The sequence below is a fragment of the Microbacterium ureisolvens genome, from assembly GCF_019511645.1.
GTDB lineage: Bacteria > Actinomycetota > Actinomycetes > Actinomycetales > Microbacteriaceae > Microbacterium > Microbacterium ureisolvens_A.
In genome coordinates, this window is record NZ_JAEUAX010000016.1 from 20,948 (window position 1) to 42,154 (window position 21,207).

Annotated in this window: 18 protein-coding genes; 10 read left to right on the forward strand and 8 right to left on the reverse strand. The window is 68.9% G+C overall.

Annotated features, from left to right (window positions below):
* Positions 1–18: 18 nt before the first annotated feature.
* From JNB61_RS18475 to sdhC, 5 genes are all read right to left on the reverse strand, one after another.
* Positions 19–1,329 (reverse strand): YhjD/YihY/BrkB family envelope integrity protein, encoded by a 1,311-nt coding sequence (locus JNB61_RS18475; RefSeq protein ID WP_308291301.1) that lies wholly within the window; start codon positions 1,327–1,329, stop codon positions 19–21.
* A 75-nt stretch (positions 1,330–1,404) separates the two neighbouring features.
* Positions 1,405–2,205 (reverse strand): succinate dehydrogenase iron-sulfur subunit, encoded by an 801-nt coding sequence (locus tag JNB61_RS18480; RefSeq protein ID WP_220290932.1) that lies wholly within the window; start codon positions 2,203–2,205, stop codon positions 1,405–1,407.
* Positions 2,205–4,028 (reverse strand): succinate dehydrogenase flavoprotein subunit, encoded by a 1,824-nt coding sequence (sdhA, locus tag JNB61_RS18485; RefSeq protein ID WP_159845864.1) that lies wholly within the window; start codon positions 4,026–4,028, stop codon positions 2,205–2,207. Before sdhA ends, JNB61_RS18480 begins: the two co-directional genes overlap by 1 nt.
* Positions 4,029–4,072: 44 nt before the next feature.
* Positions 4,073–4,522: a succinate dehydrogenase hydrophobic membrane anchor subunit gene (locus JNB61_RS18490; protein ID WP_159845861.1), complete on the reverse strand. Its 450-nt coding sequence runs from the start codon at positions 4,520–4,522 to the stop codon at positions 4,073–4,075.
* The gene (sdhC, locus tag JNB61_RS18495; RefSeq protein ID WP_082497100.1) at positions 4,522–4,953 is read right to left on the reverse strand and encodes a succinate dehydrogenase, cytochrome b556 subunit; all 432 of its coding nucleotides are present in this window, start codon (positions 4,951–4,953) and stop codon (positions 4,522–4,524) included. The genes JNB61_RS18490 and sdhC overlap by 1 nt, the downstream gene beginning before the upstream one ends.
* 404 nt (positions 4,954–5,357) lie before the next feature.
* Between sdhC and JNB61_RS18500 the strand changes: the two genes are divergently transcribed.
* The 10 genes from JNB61_RS18500 to JNB61_RS18545 all read left to right on the forward strand — a co-directional run bounded on the left by JNB61_RS18500 (position 5,358) and on the right by JNB61_RS18545 (position 17,629).
* Entirely contained in the window at positions 5,358–6,521 is a 1,164-nt protein-coding gene (locus JNB61_RS18500; RefSeq protein WP_220290931.1) for an endo-1,4-beta-xylanase, read from the forward strand.
* Between the two features lie 101 nt (positions 6,522–6,622).
* Entirely contained in the window at positions 6,623–7,738 is a 1,116-nt protein-coding gene (locus JNB61_RS18505; protein WP_159845852.1) for a mannose-1-phosphate guanylyltransferase, read from the forward strand.
* A gap of 179 nt (positions 7,739–7,917) precedes the next feature.
* Positions 7,918–9,063, forward strand: coding sequence for a BMP family lipoprotein (locus tag JNB61_RS18510; RefSeq protein WP_220290929.1), 1,146 nt, complete (start codon positions 7,918–7,920; stop codon positions 9,061–9,063).
* A 113-nt stretch (positions 9,064–9,176) separates the two neighbouring features.
* On the forward strand, positions 9,177–10,691 hold the full coding sequence (locus JNB61_RS18515) for an ABC transporter ATP-binding protein (RefSeq protein WP_220340599.1): 1,515 nt from the start codon (positions 9,177–9,179) through the stop codon (positions 10,689–10,691).
* The gene (locus tag JNB61_RS18520) at positions 10,688–12,055 is read left to right on the forward strand and encodes an ABC transporter permease (protein ID WP_220340600.1); all 1,368 of its coding nucleotides are present in this window, start codon (positions 10,688–10,690) and stop codon (positions 12,053–12,055) included. The genes JNB61_RS18515 and JNB61_RS18520 overlap by 4 nt, the downstream gene beginning before the upstream one ends.
* The gene (locus JNB61_RS18525) at positions 12,052–13,332 is read left to right on the forward strand and encodes an ABC transporter permease (protein WP_220290923.1); all 1,281 of its coding nucleotides are present in this window, start codon (positions 12,052–12,054) and stop codon (positions 13,330–13,332) included. Before JNB61_RS18520 ends, JNB61_RS18525 begins: the two co-directional genes overlap by 4 nt.
* A 96-nt stretch (positions 13,333–13,428) precedes the next feature.
* Positions 13,429–13,830: a cytidine deaminase gene (locus JNB61_RS18530; RefSeq protein WP_220290921.1), complete on the forward strand. Its 402-nt coding sequence runs from the start codon at positions 13,429–13,431 to the stop codon at positions 13,828–13,830.
* Positions 13,827–15,119 (forward strand): thymidine phosphorylase, encoded by a 1,293-nt coding sequence (locus JNB61_RS18535; protein ID WP_220340601.1) that lies wholly within the window; start codon positions 13,827–13,829, stop codon positions 15,117–15,119. The genes JNB61_RS18530 and JNB61_RS18535 overlap by 4 nt, the downstream gene beginning before the upstream one ends.
* A 92-nt stretch (positions 15,120–15,211) precedes the next feature.
* A complete protein-coding gene (locus tag JNB61_RS18540; RefSeq protein WP_220340602.1) occupies positions 15,212–16,327 on the forward strand; it encodes an adenosine deaminase in 1,116 nt (371 codons plus the stop codon).
* A 594-nt stretch (positions 16,328–16,921) separates the two neighbouring features.
* Positions 16,922–17,629, forward strand: coding sequence for a DUF559 domain-containing protein (locus tag JNB61_RS18545; RefSeq protein ID WP_220290916.1), 708 nt, complete (start codon positions 16,922–16,924; stop codon positions 17,627–17,629).
* A gap of 189 nt (positions 17,630–17,818) precedes the next feature.
* Here the strand turns inward: JNB61_RS18545 and JNB61_RS18550 are convergent, their stop codons facing one another.
* The 3 genes from JNB61_RS18550 to JNB61_RS18560 are packed head-to-tail and all read right to left on the reverse strand — an operon-like array spanning position 17,819 to position 21,140.
* Complete coding sequence (locus JNB61_RS18550) at positions 17,819–18,775, reverse strand: SDR family oxidoreductase (protein ID WP_220340603.1); 957 nt, start codon at positions 18,773–18,775, stop codon at positions 17,819–17,821.
* Entirely contained in the window at positions 18,772–19,779 is a 1,008-nt protein-coding gene (locus tag JNB61_RS18555) for a bile acid:sodium symporter family protein (RefSeq protein ID WP_220340604.1), read from the reverse strand. The genes JNB61_RS18550 and JNB61_RS18555 overlap by 4 nt, the downstream gene beginning before the upstream one ends.
* Positions 19,776–21,140, reverse strand: a complete 1,365-nt coding sequence (locus JNB61_RS18560) for a flavin-containing monooxygenase (RefSeq protein WP_220340605.1) — start codon at positions 21,138–21,140, stop codon at positions 19,776–19,778. The genes JNB61_RS18555 and JNB61_RS18560 overlap by 4 nt, the downstream gene beginning before the upstream one ends.
* Positions 21,141–21,207: the final 67 nt, after the last annotated feature.

Sequence of the window (21,207 nt, forward strand, 5' to 3'; positions counted from 1 at the left end):
CACCGACACCCGGGACCGTCACAGGTGGTCGGTGCCGTTGCGCGGGGTGTCCTTCGGTGCGCGCGGACGTCTGGGCCTGGCCGCGACCGTGGCCTTCGGCGCCGCCACCGCCGCTGGGCCGTGACCCGGTGTCGCGGGCGTCGCCGCCTCGACCTGCCGCAGCTCCTCCTCGGCGTCGCGCACCGCGCGGTCGGCGATCCACGCGCGGTACCAGGGCGCCTGGTCGCGGGCATCCTGCGCGGTGCGCAGCCGCACCCGCGCGGCGACCAGGAGGGCCGCGTGCTCGGCGGCGACGCGCTCGGCCTCGGTCGGCGGCAGCATCACGACGTCGTGATCCTTCGCCGCGACGGCGATCCATGCGGCCGCGACCAGCAAGACGATCCCGAGCAGCCGGAACCACAGCAGCATCCCGATGAAGATCGCAAAGGTCGCGAGCAGCGGGTTGGAGGGCGTGTAGCTCAGCAGCAGGCCGGCGCCGAGCTGCAGCACCGAGATCCCGAGGCCGCCGAGCATCGCGCCCGGCCAGATCCGGCGCCACGGCAGCTTGGTGCCGGTCAGGAACCGGAACAGACCCACCAGTGCGGTCGAGGTCACCACGAAGCCGATGAGGACCGAGCCGATGCTCACGGTGATGTCGGTGAGGTCGCTGGTGCTCTTGAACCCGATCAGCGAGAAGATCCAATCGACGGCGTATGCGCCGACGGTGCTCAGCGCGGCGCCCAGGATGAGCGCGGCGCCGAAGATGAGGGCGGCGACGAAGTCACGCGCCTTCAGGAGGAAGTAGCTGCGGCGGTCCGGTGGGATGGCGAACAGCTCGCGCACCGCGCGCCGCGAGTAGGTGACCCAGTCGATCGCGGTCCAGATGAGGGTGCCGAGTGCGATCACACCCGTCCACCCGAGCACGCCCGAGTTCTCCGACGCGATCGCCTGCACCTGCTCCGGCGTGGCGAGACCGCCGGAGTCCGCGATCAGGCCGGGAATGTAGACGTTGATCAGGTCGATGAGCGCGTTGACGGCGTCCGGGCTCCCACCCAGCCAGATCCCGACGATCGCGAACACGAGATAGATCGCCGCAAAGCAGGCGAAGAGCGCGACGTAGCTGACTCCCGCGGCCAGCAGGAACCCGTTCTCGATGAGGAAGTGACGCCACACCCGCACCGGGAACCAGGCCAGCGTCGCCTCGGTGAGGCGCGTCGCCCGACTGATCGGTGCGTCGAACCGCTGGCGCAGGCTGTGCTCGGTCGCCTCCCAGCGCTCGCGGAGCGACTCCTCCTCGCGCTGCGCGGCGTCCGCCGCTGCGCGGGCGTCGGGCGGGGGAGTGTGCGTCACGGTGATCAGATTAGCGACAGACGGATGCCGCATCGCCCAGCGATGCGGCATCCGTCTGCCTGAAGGAGAACCGGGTCAGGGGCGCCCGCGGAGGACCGCCTGCTTGACCTCGGCGATCGCCTTGGTGACCTCGATGCCACGCGGGCACGCCTCGGTGCAGTTGAAGGTCGTGCGGCAGCGCCAGACGCCTTCCTTGTCATTGAGGATGTCGAGGCGCACGTCGCCCGCGTCGTCGCGCGAGTCGAAGATGAAGCGGTGCGCGTTGACGATCGCAGCGGGGCCGAAGTACTGGCCATCGGTCCAGAAGACCGGGCACGAGGACGTGCACGCGGCGCAGAGGATGCACTTGGTCGTGTCGTCGAAGACCTCGCGGTCGACGATCGACTGGATGCGCTCCTTGCCCTTCTCGGGCGTCGAGTTCGCGATGAGGAAGGGCTGCACCTCGCGGTACGACGCGAAGAAGGGCTCCATGTCGACGACGAGGTCCTTCTCGAGCGGCAGGCCCTTGATGGCCTCGACGTAGATCGGCTGCGAGATGTCGAGGTCCTTGATGAGCGTCTTGCACGCGAGCCGGTTGCGGCCGTTGATGCGCATCGCGTCGGACCCGCAGATGCCGTGGGCGCAGGAACGGCGGAACGTCAGCGAGCCGTCGACCTCCCACTTGATCTTGTGGAGCGCGTCGAGCACCCGGTCGGTCGAGTACAGCTCCACGTCGTAGTCGACCCAGCGCGGCTCCTCGTCGACCTCCGGGTCGAAGCGCCGGATGATGAAGGTGACGAGGAACGACTGGATGCCGGTGTCGTTCTGGGCCTCCTCGGCCTTGGCGGGAGCGTCGGCGTCGGTGCGCTCGATGACGTCGGTGACCGAGGTCGCCATCAGTACTTCCTCTCCATCGGCGGGTAGTTCAACTCGCCCTTTTCGTTCTTGGTGAAGACGACCGGCTTCCAGCCAAGGCGGATGTGGTCCTCGGCGTTCGACGAGTGCGGGTCGCCCGACAGATACGCCATGGTGTGCTGCATGTAGTTCTCGTCGTCGCGCTGGGGGAAGTCGTCCCGCATGTGACCGCCGCGGCTCTCCTGGCGATTCTTCGCAGCGACGACGACGACCTCGGCGATGTCGAGGAGGAAGCCGAGCTCGACGGCCTCGAGCAGGTCGGTGTTGAACCGCTTGCCCTTGTCGTCGACGTGCACGTTCTTGTAGCGCTCGCGCAGCTCCTCGATCGTGAGGAGCACCTCGCTCAGCGACTCGTCGGTGCGGAACACCTGGGCCTTGCGGTCCATCTCGTCCTGCAGCGTCTTGCGGAGGACGGCGATGCGCTCGGTGCCCTGGTTGCCGCGGAGGCCCTCGATGAGGTTCCGCACCTCCGCCGCGGGGTCCTCGGGAAGCGGCACGAAGTCGGCGGTCTTGACGTACTCGACCGCGTTGCGGCCGGCGCGCTTGCCGAAGACGTTGATGTCGAGCAGCGAGTTGGTGCCCAGGCGGTTCGAGCCGTGCACCGACACGCACGCGCACTCGCCGGCGGCGTAGAGGCCCGGGACGACGGTCGTGTTGTCGGAGAGCACCTGCGCGTCGTTGTTCGTCGGGATGCCGCCCATCGCATAGTGCGCGGTCGGCATGACCGGCACCGGCTCGACGACCGGGTCGACGCCGAGGTACGTGCGGGCGAACTCGGTGATGTCGGGGAGCTTCGTCTCGAGCACCTCGGCGCCCAGGTGCGTGCAGTCCAGCAGCACGTAGTCGCGGTGCGGGCCGGCGCCGCGGCCCTCGGCCACCTCCTGCACCATGCAGCGGCTGACGATGTCGCGGGGCGCGAGGTCCTTGATGGTCGGCGCGTAGCGCTCCATGAACCGCTCGCCGCTGACATTGCGCAGGATCGCGCCTTCACCGCGGGCGCCTTCGGTGAGAAGGATGCCGAGCCCGGCGAGACCGGTCGGGTGGAACTGGAAGAACTCCATGTCCTCCAGCGGCAGGCCCTTGCGCCAGATGATGCCGACGCCGTCACCGGTGAGGGTGTGCGCGTTCGACGTCGTCTTGAAGATCTTGCCGAAGCCGCCGGTCGCGAAGATGACGGCCTTCGACTGGAACACGTGCAGGTCGCCCGTGGCGAGCTCGTACGCGACGACGCCCGCGATCTGCTTGTCCTTGCCCTCGCCGACAGTGATCAGGTCGAGCACGTAGAACTCGTTGAAGAAGTTGATTCCGAGCTTGACGCAGTTCTGGAACAGCGTCTGCAGGATCATGTGGCCGGTGCGGTCGGCGGCGTAGCAGGCGCGACGCACCGGCGTCTTGCCGTGGTCGGCAGTGTGACCGCCGAAGCGGCGCTGGTCGATCTTGCCGTCGGGCGTCCGGTTGAACGGCAGGCCCATGTTCTCGAGGTCGATGACCGCGTCGATGGCCTCCTTGGCGAGGATCTCGGCCGCGTCCTGGTCGACCAGGTAGTCGCCCCCCTTGACGGTGTCAAAGGTGTGCCACTCCCAGGAGTCCTCTTCGACGTTGGCCAGGGCCGCAGCCATGCCGCCCTGCGCCGCGCCGGTGTGCGAGCGGGTGGGGTACAGCTTCGTGATGACGGCCGTTTTCGCCCCGGGGCCCGCCTCGATGGCGGCGCGCATGCCGGCGCCGCCGGCTCCCACGATGACGATGTCGAACTGGTGGTAGTGGACGCCGTCCTTGACGTAGCTGTCGGTGGTCTCAGTGCTCACGCTGTGTGCTTTCGATGGTCGATGCTCGGGGGTCGCCCGAACGCTTAGGCGCAGATTCCGATGATGACGTCGGACGCGGTGTCGGGGTCGAAGCCGATGCACGGGTCGAACGTGAAGACGACGAGCGTGCCGAGCACGATGAGGAACGCGGCGGCGAGCCCGAGCGCCCAGACCAGCACGCGGCGGGTGCCGGCGTGGGTCACGTAGTCGTTGACGATCGTGCGCATGCCGTTCGCGCCGTGGATCAGGGCGAGCCACAGCATGAGGACGTCCCACCACTGCCAGAACGGCGAGGCGTACTTGCCGGCGACGAAGGCGAAGTCGATGCCGTGGATGCCCTCGCCGACCATCAGGTTGACGAAGAGGTGGCCGAAGATGAGGACCACGAGGAGCACGCCCGAGGCGCGCATGTAGACCCAGCCCCACTTCTCGAGGTTGGCGCCTCGGCGGCGGACGGCGGCGCGCGGTGCGCGCGGATCGGCGATGGCGGTCATCAGTGGCCCCCTCCCGGAGCGAAGGCGAGCATGAGGTGGCGCGGGACGAAGCCGAGCATCGTCACCGCCCAGAGGCCCAGCACGCCCCACCACAGCTGGCGCTGGTGGCGGGTCGCCCACGACCACATGTCGACCAGGATGATGCGCAGGCCGTTGTACGCGTGGTACGCGATGGCGCCGACCAGGGCGACCTCGCCCAGAGCCATCACCGGGTTCTTGTACGTGCCGATGACCGCGTCGTACGCCTCGGGCGACACCCGGATGAGCGCCGTGTCGAGGATGTGGACGAGCAGGAAGAAGAAGATGGCGACGCCGGTGATGCGGTGCAGCACCCACGACCACATGCCCTCGTTCCCGCGGTACAGGGTGCCGCGGGGGACTCGGGAGGTGGTCTCGGATACCGACGGTGTGACGCGTGCTGGTGCAGACACGTGCGTCCTCCTTGGATCGAAACACGATGGGGCTGGCCTCGGACGGCGAGGACGGCCCCCGAAGAGGGCCCGGAACGGTGGGCTTCGGGCCGTCGGCGTCACGCGGGCGCTGCAAACATCCTATTCCCGCATTTCGCGGACAGGCGACGAAGGCGGCCCTTACGACCCCTCCATCCGGAGGGATCTTCGCGTCCGGAAAGAACCGGCGTTCTTGCGCTCCATACGGCTCCGCGATGCAGCGCAACGGCTGGCCCGGACCGCGGGACGCGCCGAAACACGGCGATCATGGAAAACCCCTCGAAACCTTTTGCTCCCTCCGATCGACGCGCCTAGCTTTTGTTGGGCAACGAAACATATGCCTCGCTGATGAGGCATATGCACGACGACGATGTCAGGAGTACTCCATGCGCCGATCGATCCGATCGCTCTTGGTGGCCACCGCCGCCGCAGCCCTGGTTCTGCCGCTCTGCGCGGCCACCGCAGCGAACGCCGCGCCCCCGGGATTCAGCAACGCCGACAAGGACGCCCTGCGTAACCAGGCGCCGCGCGACCTCGCCATCGGCAGCGCCGTCTGGGGCGAGCGGGATCTCGTCGTCTACGACCCCGCGTCGCCCACCGAGCTGCAGCAGGTTCTGGGCGACCAGTTCTCGTCGCTGACGCCCGAGAACGACATGAAGTGGGACGCCGTCCACCCCGCTCCCGGCGTCTACGACTTCTCGTCCGCCGACGCGCTGGTCGCCTTCGCCGAGGCGAATCACCAGCAGGTCCGCGGCCACACGCTGCTCTGGCACAGCCAGAACCCCGCGTGGGTCAACGAGGCGAGCCAGACGTGGACCTGCGACGAGGCGCGCGCCGTCCTCGAGGATCACATCCGCACCGTGGTCGGCCACTTCAAGGGCAAGATCTACGAGTGGGATGTCGCGAACGAGATCTTCCAAGACACGTGGGACGCGGGCGGCGTTCGGCTGCGCACGCAGGCCAATCCCTTCCTCAGGGCCTGCGCCGCCGACCCGGTCGCTCTCCTCGAAGACGCCTTCCGGTGGGCCCACGAGGCCGACCCTGACGCCACCCTGTTCCTGAACGACTACAACGCGGAGGGGATCAACCAGAAGACCGACGCGTACTACGAGCTGGCGCAGCGCATGCTCGCCGACGGCGTTCCGCTCGGCGGGTTCGGTGCGCAGGGCCACCTCAGCCTGCTGTACGGATTCGACACCTCCATCCAGGCGAACTTCGAGCGCTTCGCCGCGCTGGGACTGAACGTGGCCGTGACCGAGGCGGACGTGCGCATCCCGCTGCAGGAGGGCGAGACCGGACCCACGCCCGAGCAGGTCGCCCTTCAGACCGAGCGCTACGACGCGATGCTCGAGGCGTGCCTCAACGTGCCCGCCTGCTCCTCCTTCACCGTATGGGGCTTCCCGGACGCGAACTCGTGGGTTCCGGCCGTCTTCCCCGGTGAGGGCTGGGCGACCATCTTCGAAGACGACTTCTCGCCGAAGCCCGCCTTCGACGCGATGCTCGAGTCGCTGCGCGAGGCGACCCCGGGCACCTCGCCCCGACAGGGCTGAGCGCAACCGCGACGGCGGTGGGCCGAAAGGCCCGCCGCCGTCGTCATGTCCCCGCCACATGCCTGCCATCTGTGGGAAAACCCGCCCGGTAGCCTGGTGCCATGTCCGGACCCATCGACGACTTCTACGCCGTGATCCCCGCCGGCGGCATCGGCAGCCGGCTGTGGCCGCTGTCTCGCGCCGACGCGCCGAAGTTCCTCCACGACCTCACCGGTTCGGGCCGCACGCTGCTGCGCGACACGTGGGACCGCCTCGAGCCGCTGGCCGGCCCCGACCGCATCGCGGTCGTGACCGGGCGGGCGCACCGCGCCGCGGTCGAGAAGGAGCTGCCCGGCATCGCCGACAAGAACGTGATCCTCGAGTCCGAGCCCCGCGACTCGACGGCCGCCATCGGACTGGCCGCGGCGATCCTCTCGCGCCGCGAGCCCGACGTGATCATCGGCTCGTTCGCCGCCGACCACGTCATCCGCGTGCCGCAGCTGTTCGAGTGGGCCGTGAACCAGGCCGTCGCCACCGCGCGCGACGGCTACATCTGCACCATCGGGATCCAGCCGTCCGAGCCGTCCGTGGGGTTCGGCTACATCAAGAAGAGCGACGCGCTGAAGATCGAGGGCGCCCCCGAGGCGGCACTGGTCGAGAGCTTCGTCGAGAAGCCCGACCTCGAGACGGCGAAGGAGTACTTCGCGGACCGCAACTACCTGTGGAACGCGGGAATGTTCATCTCGCGAGCCGACATCCTGCTCGGCGAGATCGCCGAGAACGAGCCTGAGCTCTACGCGGGTCTCATGGAGCTGGCCGAGGCATGGGACGACCGCGACCAGCGCGGACCGGTCGTCGACCGGGTGTGGCCGACGCTCAAGAAGATCGCGATCGACTACACCGTCGCCGAGCCCGCCGCGGCGAAGGGCCGCCTCGCCGTCATCCCCGGCCACTTCGACTGGGACGACGTGGGGGACTTCGCGAGCCTCGCCAAGCTCAACTCCCACGGCCGCAAGAACGACCTCGCGATCCTCGGCGAGAACGCCCGCATCCTCTCCGACGCCGCCAGCGGCATCGTCGTCAGCCAGACGCGCCGCGTCATCAGCCTCATCGGCGTGCGCGACATCGTGGTGGTCGACACCGAAGACGCGCTGCTGGTCACCACGAGCGAGCACGCGCAGCGTGTGAAGGGGGTCGTCGACGCCCTCAAGCTCAGCGGGCGCGGCGAGGTTCTGTGAAAACGGATGCTGCGGCCCACGGCATCCGTTTCCCCTGATCGTCTGCTCATCTGAGCGGGATATTGCGTCTTTGTAACCTTTCGCGCACGGGGCCTCGCGAAGCATGCAACTGCGCCGTCACAGTGGGTAACTTTGTGCAGTCCCCGTGAAGGACGCGGGGGAACGTAGTGGAGGCTGAGTTGACCATCTCACGCACCAAGAAGCTCGTCGGCGTCACGGTCGCCGCGGGCATGCTGATCGCCCTCGCCGGCTGCGGCTCCGCCCCCGAGGAGACGGAATCCACCGGAGACGCCGGGAACGTCGTCGAGGGTTTCACCCCCTGCCTCGTGTCGGATGACGGCGGCTTCAACGACAAGTCGTTCAACCAGTCCGCGCTGGAGGGCATGGAGCGCGCCGCCGACGAGCTCGGCGTCGAGGCCATCGAAGTCGAGTCGAGCTCGGCCAATGACTACGCCCCGAACCTCGAGAACCTCATCGCAGAGGGCTGCACCTTCATCGTCTCGGTCGGCTTCAAGCTCTCGGCCGACACGGTCGCCTCCGCACTCGCGAACCCCGACGTGGACTTCGCCATCATCGACGACCGGGCCGACAACAGCGGCGCGACGGGCGATGACGGCAAGGAGACCGGCGACGGCACCACCGACGCGCCGAACATCAAGCCCCTGCTGTTCGACACGGTCCAGGCCGCGTACCTCGGCGGTTACGCCGCGGCCGCGTGGTCCGCGCAGGCCGGCGTCAACAAGGTCGGCACGTTCGGCGGCATCCCGATCCCGCCGGTGACGATCTTCATGGACGGCTTCATCGACGGCGTCGAGAAGTACAACGAAGACAAGGGCGCCTCGGTCGAGACCTATGGCTGGGACGTCGACGCGCAAGAGGGCTCGATGACGGGTGGCTTCGCCGCCAACGACACCGCCAAGCAGACCGCGCAGGGCATCCTCGACCAGGGCGTCGACGTGATCCTCCCGGTCGGCGGCCCGATCTACCAGAGCGCGCGCGACGCGATCACCGACGCGGGCAGCGGCACCGTCATGCTGGGTGTCGACTCCGACCTCGCCGCCGCCGACCCCTCGGTCGCCGACATGGTGCTGGTCTCGATCATGAAGCGCATCGACGAGGCCGTCTACGCGGCGACCATGGAGGCGTCGACGGGCGACTTCGACGTCACCACGTACATCGGAACGCTCGAGAACGGGGGCGTGGGCCTCTCGGGCTTCGGCTCGTTCGAGTCGCAGCTGCCGGAGGGCCTGCTCGACGAGCTCGCCGCGCTCGAGGAGCAGATCATCTCGGGCGAGCTCGAGGTCACCTCTCCCAGCTCGCCGTAAGGCAAGACGAATCAGCGGAACGCGGCCGGGTGGACCACTCCACCCGGCCGCGTTCTTCCCCGGCGCCATCAGATGGATGGCGCCGCGGCCGACCGCATATATAGGGTGCACATATGAAGCTCGAGCTCCGTGGGATCACGAAGCGTTTCGGGTCCCTCGTCGCGAACGACCACATCGATCTCGTGGTCCAGCCGGGTGAGATCCACGCTCTTCTCGGCGAGAACGGCGCCGGCAAATCCACACTCATGAACGTGCTCTACGGCCTCTATCAGGCCGACGAGGGCGACATCCTCCTGGACGACGCCGTCCAGCACTTCCGCGGCCCGGGCGACGCGATGAACGCGGGAATCGGCATGGTGCACCAGCACTTCATGCTCATCCCGGTCTTCACCGTCGCCGAGAACGTCATGCTCGGCCACGAGAACACGAAGGCGCTCGGCGCCCTCGACCTCGCCAAGGCCCGCCAGCACGTGCGCTCCGTCGCCGACCGCTTCGGGTTCGAAGTCGATCCCGACGCCATCGTCGGCGACCTTCCCGTGGGCGTGCAGCAGCGGGTCGAGATCATCAAGGCCCTGTCGCGCGACGCGAAGGTGCTCGTGTTCGACGAGCCCACTGCGGTGCTCACGCCGCAGGAGACCGACGAGCTGATGACCATCATGAAGCAGCTGCGCGACGAGGGCACGTCGATCGTCTTCATCACCCACAAGCTGCGCGAGGTGCGCGCCGTCGCCGATCGCATCACCGTCATCCGGCTCGGCAAGGTCGTCGGCGAGGCCTCGCCGACCGCGTCCAACGCGGAGCTCGCCTCTCTCATGGTGGGCCGCGCGGTCGAGCTCACGGTCCACAAGGACCCGCCGAAGCGCGGAGAGGGTGGCCTCGAGGTGCGCGACCTCCGGGTCGTCACCGCGAACGGCACCGTCGTCGTGGACGACGTGAGCTTCGACGTGCGCCCCGGCGAGATCCTCGCGGTCGCGGGCGTCCAGGGCAACGGTCAGACCGAGCTCATCGAGGCGATGGTGGGCCTGGGTGAGCGGGTGAGCGGCTCCATCGAGCTCGGCGGCGTCGAGCTCGTGGGCAAGAGCGTGCGCGGCATCCTCGACGAGGGGGTCGGCTTCGTGCCCGAGGATCGCACCGAGGACGGCCTCGTCGGCACCTTCACGGTCGCCGAGAACCTCATCCTCGACCGATCAGGCGACAAGGCCTTCGTCTCCGGCGGGACCATCCGTCGAGGCGTGCTCGACGACTTCGCCAAGGCGCGCATCACGGAGTACGACATCCGCACTCAGGGTGCCGACGTGCCGGCCGGCACGCTCTCCGGCGGAAACCAGCAGAAGGTCGTGATCGCCCGCGAGATGAGCCGCGAGCTCAAACTGCTCGTGGCCGCGCAGCCGACACGCGGCGTCGACGTCGGATCGATCGAGTTCATTCACAAGCGCATCGTCGAGACGAGGGATGCCGGCATCCCGGTCGTCGTCGTCTCCACCGAGCTCGACGAGGTCGCCGCGCTCGCCGACCGCATCGCCGTGATGTACCGCGGCGCGATCGTCGGCATCGTGCCCGGCGACACCCCCCGTGACGTTCTCGGCCTCATGATGGCCGGCGAGAAGCCAGAGGAGGCCGTCGCGTGAACGACGAGAATCCCGCCGCCGGCGCGGACCCGCTCAAGGGCCTGCCCGCAGAACAGCTCCCGCCCGTATCGGGTCCGCTCACGGGCTCGCCCGACCTTCCGGCCCCCACGCCCGAGGCGCCCGGTGCCGTCGACGGCGAGGTGCCCCCGCCTCCGCGCCAGAACGTCTTCATCAAGGAGCTGCTGCGCAGCAACTGGGTGACGACGGTGCTCGCGATCGTCGTCGCGATGGTCGTCGGCGGCATCCTCATGGCGCTCACCGACGAGGACGTCCAGGCGGCATCCGGCTACTTCTTCGCGCGACCCGGCGACACCATCGGCGCCGTCTGGAACGCGGTCTACGGCGGCTACGAGGCACTCTTCCGCGGGGCGATCTACAACCCCCGGGCGAACGACTTCGCGACGCAGATCCGGCCGCTGACCAACACGCTCGGCTTCGCCGCGCCGCTCATCGCCGCAGGCCTCGGTGTGGCGCTGGCGTTCCGGGTGGGCCTGTTCAACATCGGTGGCCGCGGCCAGATCCTCATCGCCTGCGCGACGGCGGCGCTGTTCACGTTCAACCTGGATCTTCCGATGTTCCTCCAGCTGCCGCTCACGCTCGCGGCCGGTATCGCGGGCGGTGCGATCTGGGGTGGCATCGTCGGCGTGCTGAAGGCGCGCACCGGCGCCCACGAGGTGATCCTCACGATCATGCTCAACTACGTCGCGTTCTATCTCGTGACGTGGATGGTCCGCACTCCCGGCATCCTGCAGCGCCCCGCGGGCGACCAGCCGATCTCGTCGGCGACGCCGGCGAACGCGCAGTTCCCCGATCTGCTCGGCCCCCGCTTCCCCTTGCTCGACTGGGGCTTCGTGCTCGTGATCGCGGCCACCGTCTTCGTGTGGTGGCTGGTCGAGCGCTCGAGCCTCGGCTTCCGCCTCCGCGCCGTCGGCGAGAACCCGCACGCGGCCCGGGCGTCGGGCATCTCGGTGCAGCGGATGTACATCTACGCGATGCTCTTCGCCGGCGGGCTCGCCGGGCTCGCCGGCATGAACCAGATCCAGGGCTCCGTGACCACCGGCTTCGACGGCTTCATCGATGCGGGCATCGGCTTCGACGCCATCACCGTGGCCCTCCTCGGCCGCAGCCGCGCATGGGGCGTCTTCGCCGCCGGCATCCTGTTCGGGGCGCTGAAGGCCGGCTCCTTCACCATGCAGGCCTCGCAGGGCATCCCCGTCGACATCGTGCTCGTCGTGCAGTCCCTCATCGTCCTGTTCATCGCGGCCCCGCCGCTCATCCGCACGATCTTCTTCCTGCCGAAGACCGATGCCGAGAAGGCCGCCAAGGCGAGAGCCAAGGCTGCGAAGAAGGCGGTGTCCGCATGACCGCGCTCGCTCCTGCTCCCGACGGGACGATCCAGCTCGCCACCGTGAAGGTGCGCCACCTCAAGCTGCCGGTGACGCTCGCGATCGCGACGGCGCTGCTGGCGCTGCTGTTCCTGTTCGTGCCCCGCAACGGCATCAGCACCTTCCGGCTGAGCGACCCGAGCTCGACCATCGCCCTGCCGAACGTGAGCTTCCCGACCGCCGTGACCTGCTGGGTCCTCGTCGGCTTCCTCGTGCTCCTCACGCTCTGGGCATTCTGGGATTCCGCGAGCTACCGCCGCACCGGGCTCTGGCTGCCGATCGTGTTCAGCCTCCTCGCCGTGTTCGCATTCCTCGTGTGGGCATCCGCCGGTGGGCTCGTCCCCGTCACCGGGCTCCTGTTCGGCGCGCTGTCGCTGTCGGTCCCGCTCATCTTCGGTGCGCTGGGCGGCGTCATCGGCGAGCGGGTCGGCGTGGTCAACGTCGCGATCGAGGGTCAGTTCCTCTTCGGCGCGTTCAGCGCAGCCCTGCTGGCCAGCATCACGCACAACCCGTTCGTCGGTCTCGTCGGCGCGATGGTGGGCGGCGTCCTCGTCGCGTTCGTGCTGGCCGCGTTCTCGATCAAGTACCTCGTCGACCAGGTCATCGTCGGTGTCGTGCTGAACGTCCTCGTCACCGGCCTGACCGGGTTCCTCTACGGCGCGCTGCTCGTGCCGAACGAGTCGGAGCTCAACCGGCCGGTGCGCTTCACGCGGTGGGAGATCCCGCTGCTGAGTGACATCCCGATCATCGGGCCCGTGCTGTTCAACCAGACGTTCATCGTCTACCTCATGTACATCACGGTCGCCCTCGTCGCCTGGGGCCTGTACCGCACCCGCTGGGGCCTGCGGCTGCGCGCCGTCGGCGAGCACCCCCAGGCGGCGGACACCGTCGGCATCAAGGTGAACACCAGCCGGTTCTGGAACGTGTCGCTCGCCGGCGCGATCGCCGGCATCGGCGGCGCGTACTTCACCTTGGTCTCGGTGGGCCAGTTCACCAAGGAGATGACGGCGGGCCTCGGCTTCATCGCTCTCGCGGCGGTCATCTTCGGTCGCTGGGACCCGATCCGCGCGACTCTGGCGGCGTTGCTGTTCGGCTTCGCGACGAACCTGCAGAACCTCCTCACGGTGCTGCGGACGCCGATCCCGAGCGAGTTCATGCTCATGCTGCCCTACGTCGTGACCATCATCGCCGTCGCCGGCTTCGCGGGCCAGATCCGCGGTCCGGCCGCCGCCGGCAAGCCGTACATCAAGGGATGACACGGTGCCTCCCGTGCGTGTGAAGGGCGACGGATGCCGGGAAGCAGCATCCGTCGACCCTCCTGATACCCGAACCGACGCGAACGGAGCGCGCTCATGACCGATATCGACTGGGATGAGCTGCGCGCCGCGGCAACGGACGCGATGGAGCGCGCGTACGCCCCGTACTCGCGGTACAAGGTCGGTGCTGCAGCGCTCGTGACCGACGGGCGCATCGTCACCGGGTGCAACGTCGAGAACGCGTCGTACGGCATCAGCCTGTGCGCCGAGTGCGGGCTGGTCAGCGAGCTCGCGAACTCGGGAGGCGGGAGCCTCGTGGCGTTCGTGTGCGTCAACGGCCACGGCGACACGATCATGCCGTGCGGCCGCTGCCGTCAGCTGCTCTTCGAGTTCGCGATCCCGGGCATGCTGCTCGAGACGGTGTCGGGCATCCGCACCATCGACGAGGTGCTGCCCGATGCGTTCGGGCCGCGCGATCTCGAGGAGGCGGCGCGATGACCGCGGTCGAGGCCTTCGACGCGGTCGACGTCATCCGCGCCAAGCGCGACGGGGGTGCGGTCGCCGAGCCGGCCCTGCGCTGGATGGTCGACGCGTACACGCGCGGCTACGTCGCCGACTCGCAGATGGCGGCGTTCGCGATGGCGGTACTGCTCAACGGGATGACGCGCGACGAGATCCGCGTCATGACCGACGCGATGATCGCGTCGGGGGAGCGGATGAGCTTCGCGGGCCTCGGCAAGCCGACGGTCGACAAGCACTCCACCGGTGGCGTCGGCGACAAGATCACGCTTCCCCTCGCGCCCCTCGTGGCGAGTTTCGGCGTCGCCGTGCCTCAGCTGTCGGGCCGCGGGCTCGGCCACACCGGTGGCACGCTCGACAAGCTCGAGTCGATCCCGGGCTGGCGGGCCGCGCTGTCGAACGACGAGATGTTCGCACAGCTGCGCGACATGGGCGCGGTCATCTGCGCCGCCGGCTCCGGCCTCGCGCCGGCCGACAAGAAGCTCTACGCGCTGCGGGATGTCACCGGCACCGTCGAGGCGATCCCGCTCATCGCGTCGAGCATCATGTCGAAGAAGATCGCCGAGGGCACCGATGCGCTCGTGCTCGACGTGAAGTTCGGCTCCGGCGCCTTCATGCAGGACGTCGACCGCGCGCGCGAGCTCGCCCGCACGATGGTCGCGCTCGGCACCGACTCGGGCGTCTCGACGACGGCGCTGCTCACCGACATGAACACCCCGCTGGGCCTCGCCATCGGCAACGCCAACGAGGTGCGCGAATCGGTCGAGGTGCTCGCCGGCGGCGGCCCCGCCGACGTCGTCGAGCTGACGGTGGCCCTCGCTCGCGAGATGCTGGCGCTCGCGGGTCAGCCCGACGCCGACGTGGAGGCGGCGCTGCAGGACGGCCGCGCAATGGACGCCTGGCGCGCGATGATCATCGCGCAGGACGGCGATCCGGATGCTGCGCTCCCGGCCCCGAACGAGACGCACACCGTCACCGCGACCGAGGACGGCTTCGTCACCGGCATGGAGGCGCTCCCGTTCGGGATCGCCGCGTGGCGCCTGGGCGCCGGACGAGCGCGGGCGCAGGACCCGGTGCTTCACGCCGCGGGGATCGACCTTCACGTGAAGCCCGGTGATCAGGTGGCGGCCGGTCAGCCCCTGTTCACGTTGCTCGGCGAGGATGACTCCCGGTTCGACCGCGCCCTCGAAGCCCTCGACGGCGCGTGGACGATCGGCCCCGACGCACCGGAGCGCACTCCTCTCGTCCTGGAACGCATCACGGCCTAGGCTGGGGCAGTCCCGCGCCGGACCCCGACGCGCCCTCCGGGCCGCAGCATCCGTCCACATCCCCACTTGCGATCGCAACCGAGGAGAACCCCATGCCCATCGACCAGCACGGCGACGCCATCCTCGACGGAGTGTCACTGCGGAGCCTGCCCAAGGTCTCGCTGCACGATCACCTCGACGGCGGCGTGCGCCCCGCGACGATCATCGACCTGGCCGACGCGATCGGGCTCGAGGTTCCCGAGTCCGACCCCGACGACCTCGCGGACTGGTTCGCCGAGAAGAGCGACTCGGGTTCGCTCGTCGAGTATCTGAAGACGTTCGACCTGACGACCGCCGTCATGCAGACCCGTGAGGGGCTGACGCGCGTCGCGCGAGAGTTCGTCGAAGACCTCGCGGCCGACGGCGTGATCTACGGCGAGGTGCGCTGGGCGCCCGAGCAGCACCTCGGCCGCGGGTTGTCTCTCGACGAGGTCGTCGCCGCGGTGCAGGAGGGCATCGAGGAGGGCGAGGACGCCGCCGAGAGCCGGGGCCATGACATCCGCGTCGGCCAGCTCATCACCGCGATGCGCCACGCCGACCGCTCGCTCGAGATCGCGCGACTCGCGGTGCAGTGGCGCAACCGCGGCGCCGTGGGCTTCGACATCGCCGGCGCCGAGGACGGCTTTCCTGCCTCGAACCACCGCGACGCGTTCGACTACCTCGCTTCGGAGTTCTTCCCGGTCACCGTGCACGCCGGCGAGGCGGCCGGCCTCGATTCCATCCGTTCGGCGCTCATCGACGGACGCGCGCTGCGCCTCGGCCACGGCGTGCGCCTCGCCGAGGACCTCGAGGTCGTCTCGCGCGCGGGCGAAGAGGTGCTGGTGCAGTTCGGCGACCTGGCGCGCTGGGTGCGCGACCGCGAGATCCCGCTCGAGCTGTCGCCGTCGTCGAACCTGCAGACCGGGGCGATCGAGCGTTGGGGCACCACCCTCGAGGACCACCCCTTCGACCTGCTGTACCAGCTCGGCTTCTCGGTCACGGTGAACGTCGACAACCGCACGATGAGCCGCACCTCGCTCACGCGTGAGCTGGCTCTCCTCGCCGAGACCTTCGAGTACGGCCTCGACGACCTGGAGGCCTTCCAGCTCAACGCCGCCGCCGGCGCCTTCCTCCCGGTCGAGGAGCGCGAGGAGCTCATCGACCTCATCGCCGACGGCTTCGACGCCTAGGTCGTTTCGGACTGAGGAGAACGGATGCCGCGGCCCGCGGCATCCGTTCTCCTCTTCGTACGTCGACCACGCCCTCCTGTGCCCGCGACCGTGCCGGGGTCTCTGCGCCTCGACCGTCCGATCTGATGTTCTGCGAAATCCGGACTTCACCGGTTTCGGGCCCGGGATTGCTGCGTTGTCCGGACCTCGCGGATCCTGAGTGCGCGCAGCTGGCTGTGTGCGATGTCCGAACTTCGCCGGTTCGGGATGCCGGGTTCCCGGCGGTGTCCGGACCCCACAGCCTCCTCCACAGCGGGCATACCGCGTGGGTTGTGCACGAGGCTGCCCGCGTGACGAGGTCGAGGAGCCCAGGCAACGTGAGATGGGCAGGTGACGAAGAAGCGCCCTTCATTCGGAAGTCAGCCGTTCACGGTTGCCGAGGGACTCGAGGACGGAATCGGCCGTGGAACCCTCGACGGCCCGCTCTTCGAGCGACCGTTCCACGGTGTCCGGCAGCTCAAGGAGAAGGAGGTACCGTCGGACTCCGCGAATCCACCCCGCAAAGTCGTCGAGCTTCGCGCGTTCAAGAAGCGATGCGCTCAGCTCGCCGTGCGCATGGGAGCCGACGACTTCTTCAGCCACACCTCTGCACTCGTGCTGCGCGGGGCTCCGACTCCGCGTGACTGGGACCAGGCCATTCACATCTCCGGAATTCGGCCGCGCAATCCCGTCCGCACGCGCGGGGTGGTTTCCCATCGCTTCGCGCCGCGGGAGGCGGCATTCACGGTACGCGGCGGACTACGGGTTGAGAATCCGGTACGCGCGTGGGTTCAGGCATCGGCTCAACTCTCCGACCTCGACCTCATCGTCGCGGCCGACTTCCTGGTCGCGCGGCGGCGACGGATCGCCACCATCGAGGAGCTTCGGATCGAGGCGGCTCGGATGCGCCGCCCCCGGCTTCAAGGCTTGATCGACCGCGTACGCGATGGCGCGGAGTCTGCCAAGGAGACGGAACTGCGGATCCGACTGGTCGACGGCGGCCTCCCCGAACCAGATCTCGCCCGTGAGCTCTTCACGTCATCCGGGACCTTCGTTGCTCGGCTCGATCAGGCCTATCCGCGGTACCGGGTCGCCGTGGAGTTCGACGGCCGCCAGCACGCCGAGGACATGGTGCAGTTCCAACGGGACGCGGATCGATGGCGCGCGATAGGTGACGAGGGATGGCATCTCGTCCGAATCTTGAACCACCACCTCGAACCCGACCCTTCGGTTGCGCTGGACATCGTGCGCCGCGCCCTCCTTCGAGCCGGTTGGCGCCCCTGACGACGGTCCTCAAGTCCGGACTTCGCAGGTCTGGGACGCTGGTCCGCCCGAGTTTCCTGGACCGCGGGCTGCCGTTGCCTCCCAGAACGCTCTGCGAAGTCCGGACTTCGCAGGTCGGCGATGCCTTCGCGCTGCGAAGTCCGGACTTCGCAGCGCGGGCGGGGGCGGGGGCGCTGGGCGAAGCAGAGGTCAGCGGCGGGCGACGCCGGGGTGGGACGCGAGGTATGCGTCCAAGGCCTCGGACGACGTCTTCGACGGGGTGAAGCCGAACTCCTCCTTCAGCTTCGTGTTCGCGAGCACGGGGCGGTAGCGGAGGAAGCCGACCTGTTCGGGTCCGTGGACGGTGAGGCGCAGCATCCGTCCGATCTTCAGTCCGAAGCCGAGCATGCCGGCTGGCACGGTCACGACCGGCTTGCCGAGGCGCCGGGCGATCTCGGGGATCGTGACTCGGCCGTCGCCGGCGACGTTGTACACCCCGGGCGGACCGTCGGTCGCGGCGCGCGCCATCGCGGCGGCGACGTCGTCGACCCACACGAAGACGAACGGCGACTCCGAGCCGCGGACCTTCAGCAACGCCGGACCGTTCCACAGGGCCGTGATCTGGTTCTGCACGGTAGGCCCGAGGATGGTCCCGATGCGGAACACCACCTGCTCGAGCTCGGGGTGCGCGGTGCGGTAGCTTGCGAGAAGCTGCTCGACGAGGCGCTTGTGCTTCGAGTACGGGAACTCGTCGTTGCCGCGCACCGGATCGCTCTCCCGCAGCCACTCGGGGTTGTCGGGGTGGTAGCCATAGGCGGCGCCCGACGACGACACGACGATCCGCCTCACGCCGGCTTCGACGCACGCCTCGAGCACATGGCGCGAGCCGTCGACGTCGACGCGGTACTCCAGGCCGTGGTCGCGGCCGGGGTTGACGATCGCGGCGAGGTGGACGACCACGTCGATGTCGTGCCGTCGCAGGAGCGGCACGAGCCCCTCGGGGCGGGTCACGTCGCAGTCGTCGTAGACGATTCCGTCGATGGGATGCTGCGGCCGCCGCACGTCGCCGGCCACGACCAGCTCGACATCGGGGTGGCCCGCGAGCGCGGCGGCGACGTGGGATCCGAGGAAGCCGGAGCCGCCGGTGACCAGGACGCGCCGGCTCATGCGGGCGGCTCCGCGGGACCTGCCGGGTCGGTCGCCGGGCCTGCCGCGCCCTCGGCGGGGGCGGCGCGAAGGGCGTGGCGCGAGGCATCTCCCTTGGCCGAGCCCGTGCGTCCCTTCGTGTGCCGCGCCCAGAGAGCGGCGACGATGAGGCCCGCGATGATGTCCCAGATGCCCCACCAGCCGGCGACGATCGCCATGCCGCCGAGGCCGCCGAAGAACGCGAAGACCAGACCGAGGCCGAGGCCCGCGTTGCGGATGCCGACCTCGAAGGTCATCGCCTTGCGCTCGCGGGTTCCGAGGCCCCCGACGACGGCGGTGCTGTAGCCGATCGCCAGGGCGACCGCGTCGTGGATCGTCACGACCAGCACGATGATGCCGAGGAAAGCGACGAAGTACGCCCAGTTGCCCGCGAGCGCGGCGACGATGAAGCCGACGAGCGCGAGCAGCGAGAACCACTTGACGAACGGCTGCACGCGCTTGGCGAAAACGGGGAAGCGGTGGCGGATGAACAGGCCCAGGGCGAACGGCACGCCGATGATGAGCAGGATGTCGGCGAACATCGTCCAGGGGTTGAGCTCGACGGTGACCAGCAGCTCACGCGCCGTCGGGTGCAGCGACCCCCAGAAGGCGACCGACAGCGGCAGCACGAAGATGTAGATGACGTTCGACACTGCCGTCATCGAGACCGAGAGCGCCACGTTGCCCCCGGAGCGGTGCGTGAGCACCTGCGAGATGTTGCCGGGTGGGCAGCACGCGACGAGGATCATGCCGAGCGCCATCGACGGCGTCACCGGCAGGATGAGCGTCAGCGCGAACGTCACAGCGGGCAGCACGATGAGCTGCGCGAGGATCGCGATGACGAACGGCTTCGGCTTGCGCGCGACGACCTTGAAGTCCTCCAGGGTCGTGTCGAGCGCGATGCCGAACATGATCAGCCCGAGCACGACGTTGAGGATCACGAGCGTGCCGGGGTTGAAGTTGAGCAGGACGTCGTCGGGGTTCATGCCGTCGCCTTCTTCCGCGCGGCGCTGCGCCTGCGTCGCGGACGGCGGGGAGCAGCATCCGTCAGCAATGCCCGCGTGGCGGTGCGAACGGCGCCGCGGTACGCGTCCTTGTTGACGTAGTACGCCATGCGCTCGAGGCCGAGGTAGTTGTACCCGCCCGTGAGGTCGGGCCAGGGCTCACCGGTCACCCGCGCGCGGAAGGCGGCGGCGCGTTCGGGGTGGTGCTCGAGCGCCGTGAGGTAGGCGGCGATGAGCTCGGCCTGCTCGTAGCGGCCCTGCCAGCCGATTCCGGATGCCTCGATCATGCCCATCACGTAGAGCCCGTTGAACGTGGGGGTGAAGGTGTTGAGGAAGAGGCGCGGTGCCATTCCCGACCACTCCAGTGCGGCCCGATCGACGAACGGGTAGTCGAGCTTGTAGCCCGTCGCGAGGACGACCGTGTCGTACTCGCCCGACGATCCGTCTCGAAAGTGCACCGTGCGGCCGTCGAAGCGATCGACGTCGGGGACGATCCGCAGATCCCCTTGGCCGAGGTGGCCCAGGATCAGCGTGTTGACGATCGGGTGCGACTCGTAGATCTTGTAGTCGGGCTTGGGGAAGCCGAACCGCACCGGGTCGCCGGTGAATGCCCGCAGCACGCGCGTGTCGACGAACTGCTTGATGCGCGCCGGCAGCGGCCTGCCCTGGTTGAGCGTGTCGGACGGCTTTCCGAACAGGTACCGCGGCACGAAGTAGTAGCCGCGGCGCACGCTCATCTCGACGGAGGCCGCGTGGTGCACGGCGTCGACCGCGATGTCGCAGCCCGAGTTGCCGGCTCCGATGATGAGCACCCGCCTGCCGGTGAGCTGCGTCGCGGACTTGTAGACGGCGGTGTGGAGGAGTTCGCCGGTGAACGTTCCCCGGAAGACCGGGATGTTCGGCTCGGCGAGGGTGCCGTTCGCGAGGATCACCCCGGCGTAGCGCCGCTCGACGGTGTCGTCGGAGGCGTCGGCGCGCAGCATCCACCCGCCGTCGTCCGTGGGCTCGAGGGAGGTGACCTTCGTGTCGAACCGGAAGTGCTCGGTCAGCCCGAAGTGGTCGGCGAAGTCGCGGAAGTAGGTGATGAGCTCGCGGTGGCCGGGATAATCGGCCTTCGTGCGCATGGGGAACTCGGTGAACTCCGTCGTGGTGCGCGACGAGATGAGGTGCGCCGACTCGTACATCGTGGAGCGCGGGTTCTCGATGTCCCAGAGGCCGCCGACGCCGCGCGAAGCCTCGTAGCCGTCGAAGGCGATGCCGGCCTTCTGGAGTGCGCGCGCTGCGGCGAGGCCCGACGGACCAGCGCCGATGATGGCATAGCGGTGCGCTGATGCGTCCTTCATTCCGTCTCCACACGTCGTCGTGTCGTCGGCGCGACGATGCCGACCCCAGGTTCGAGAGCAACCCTAA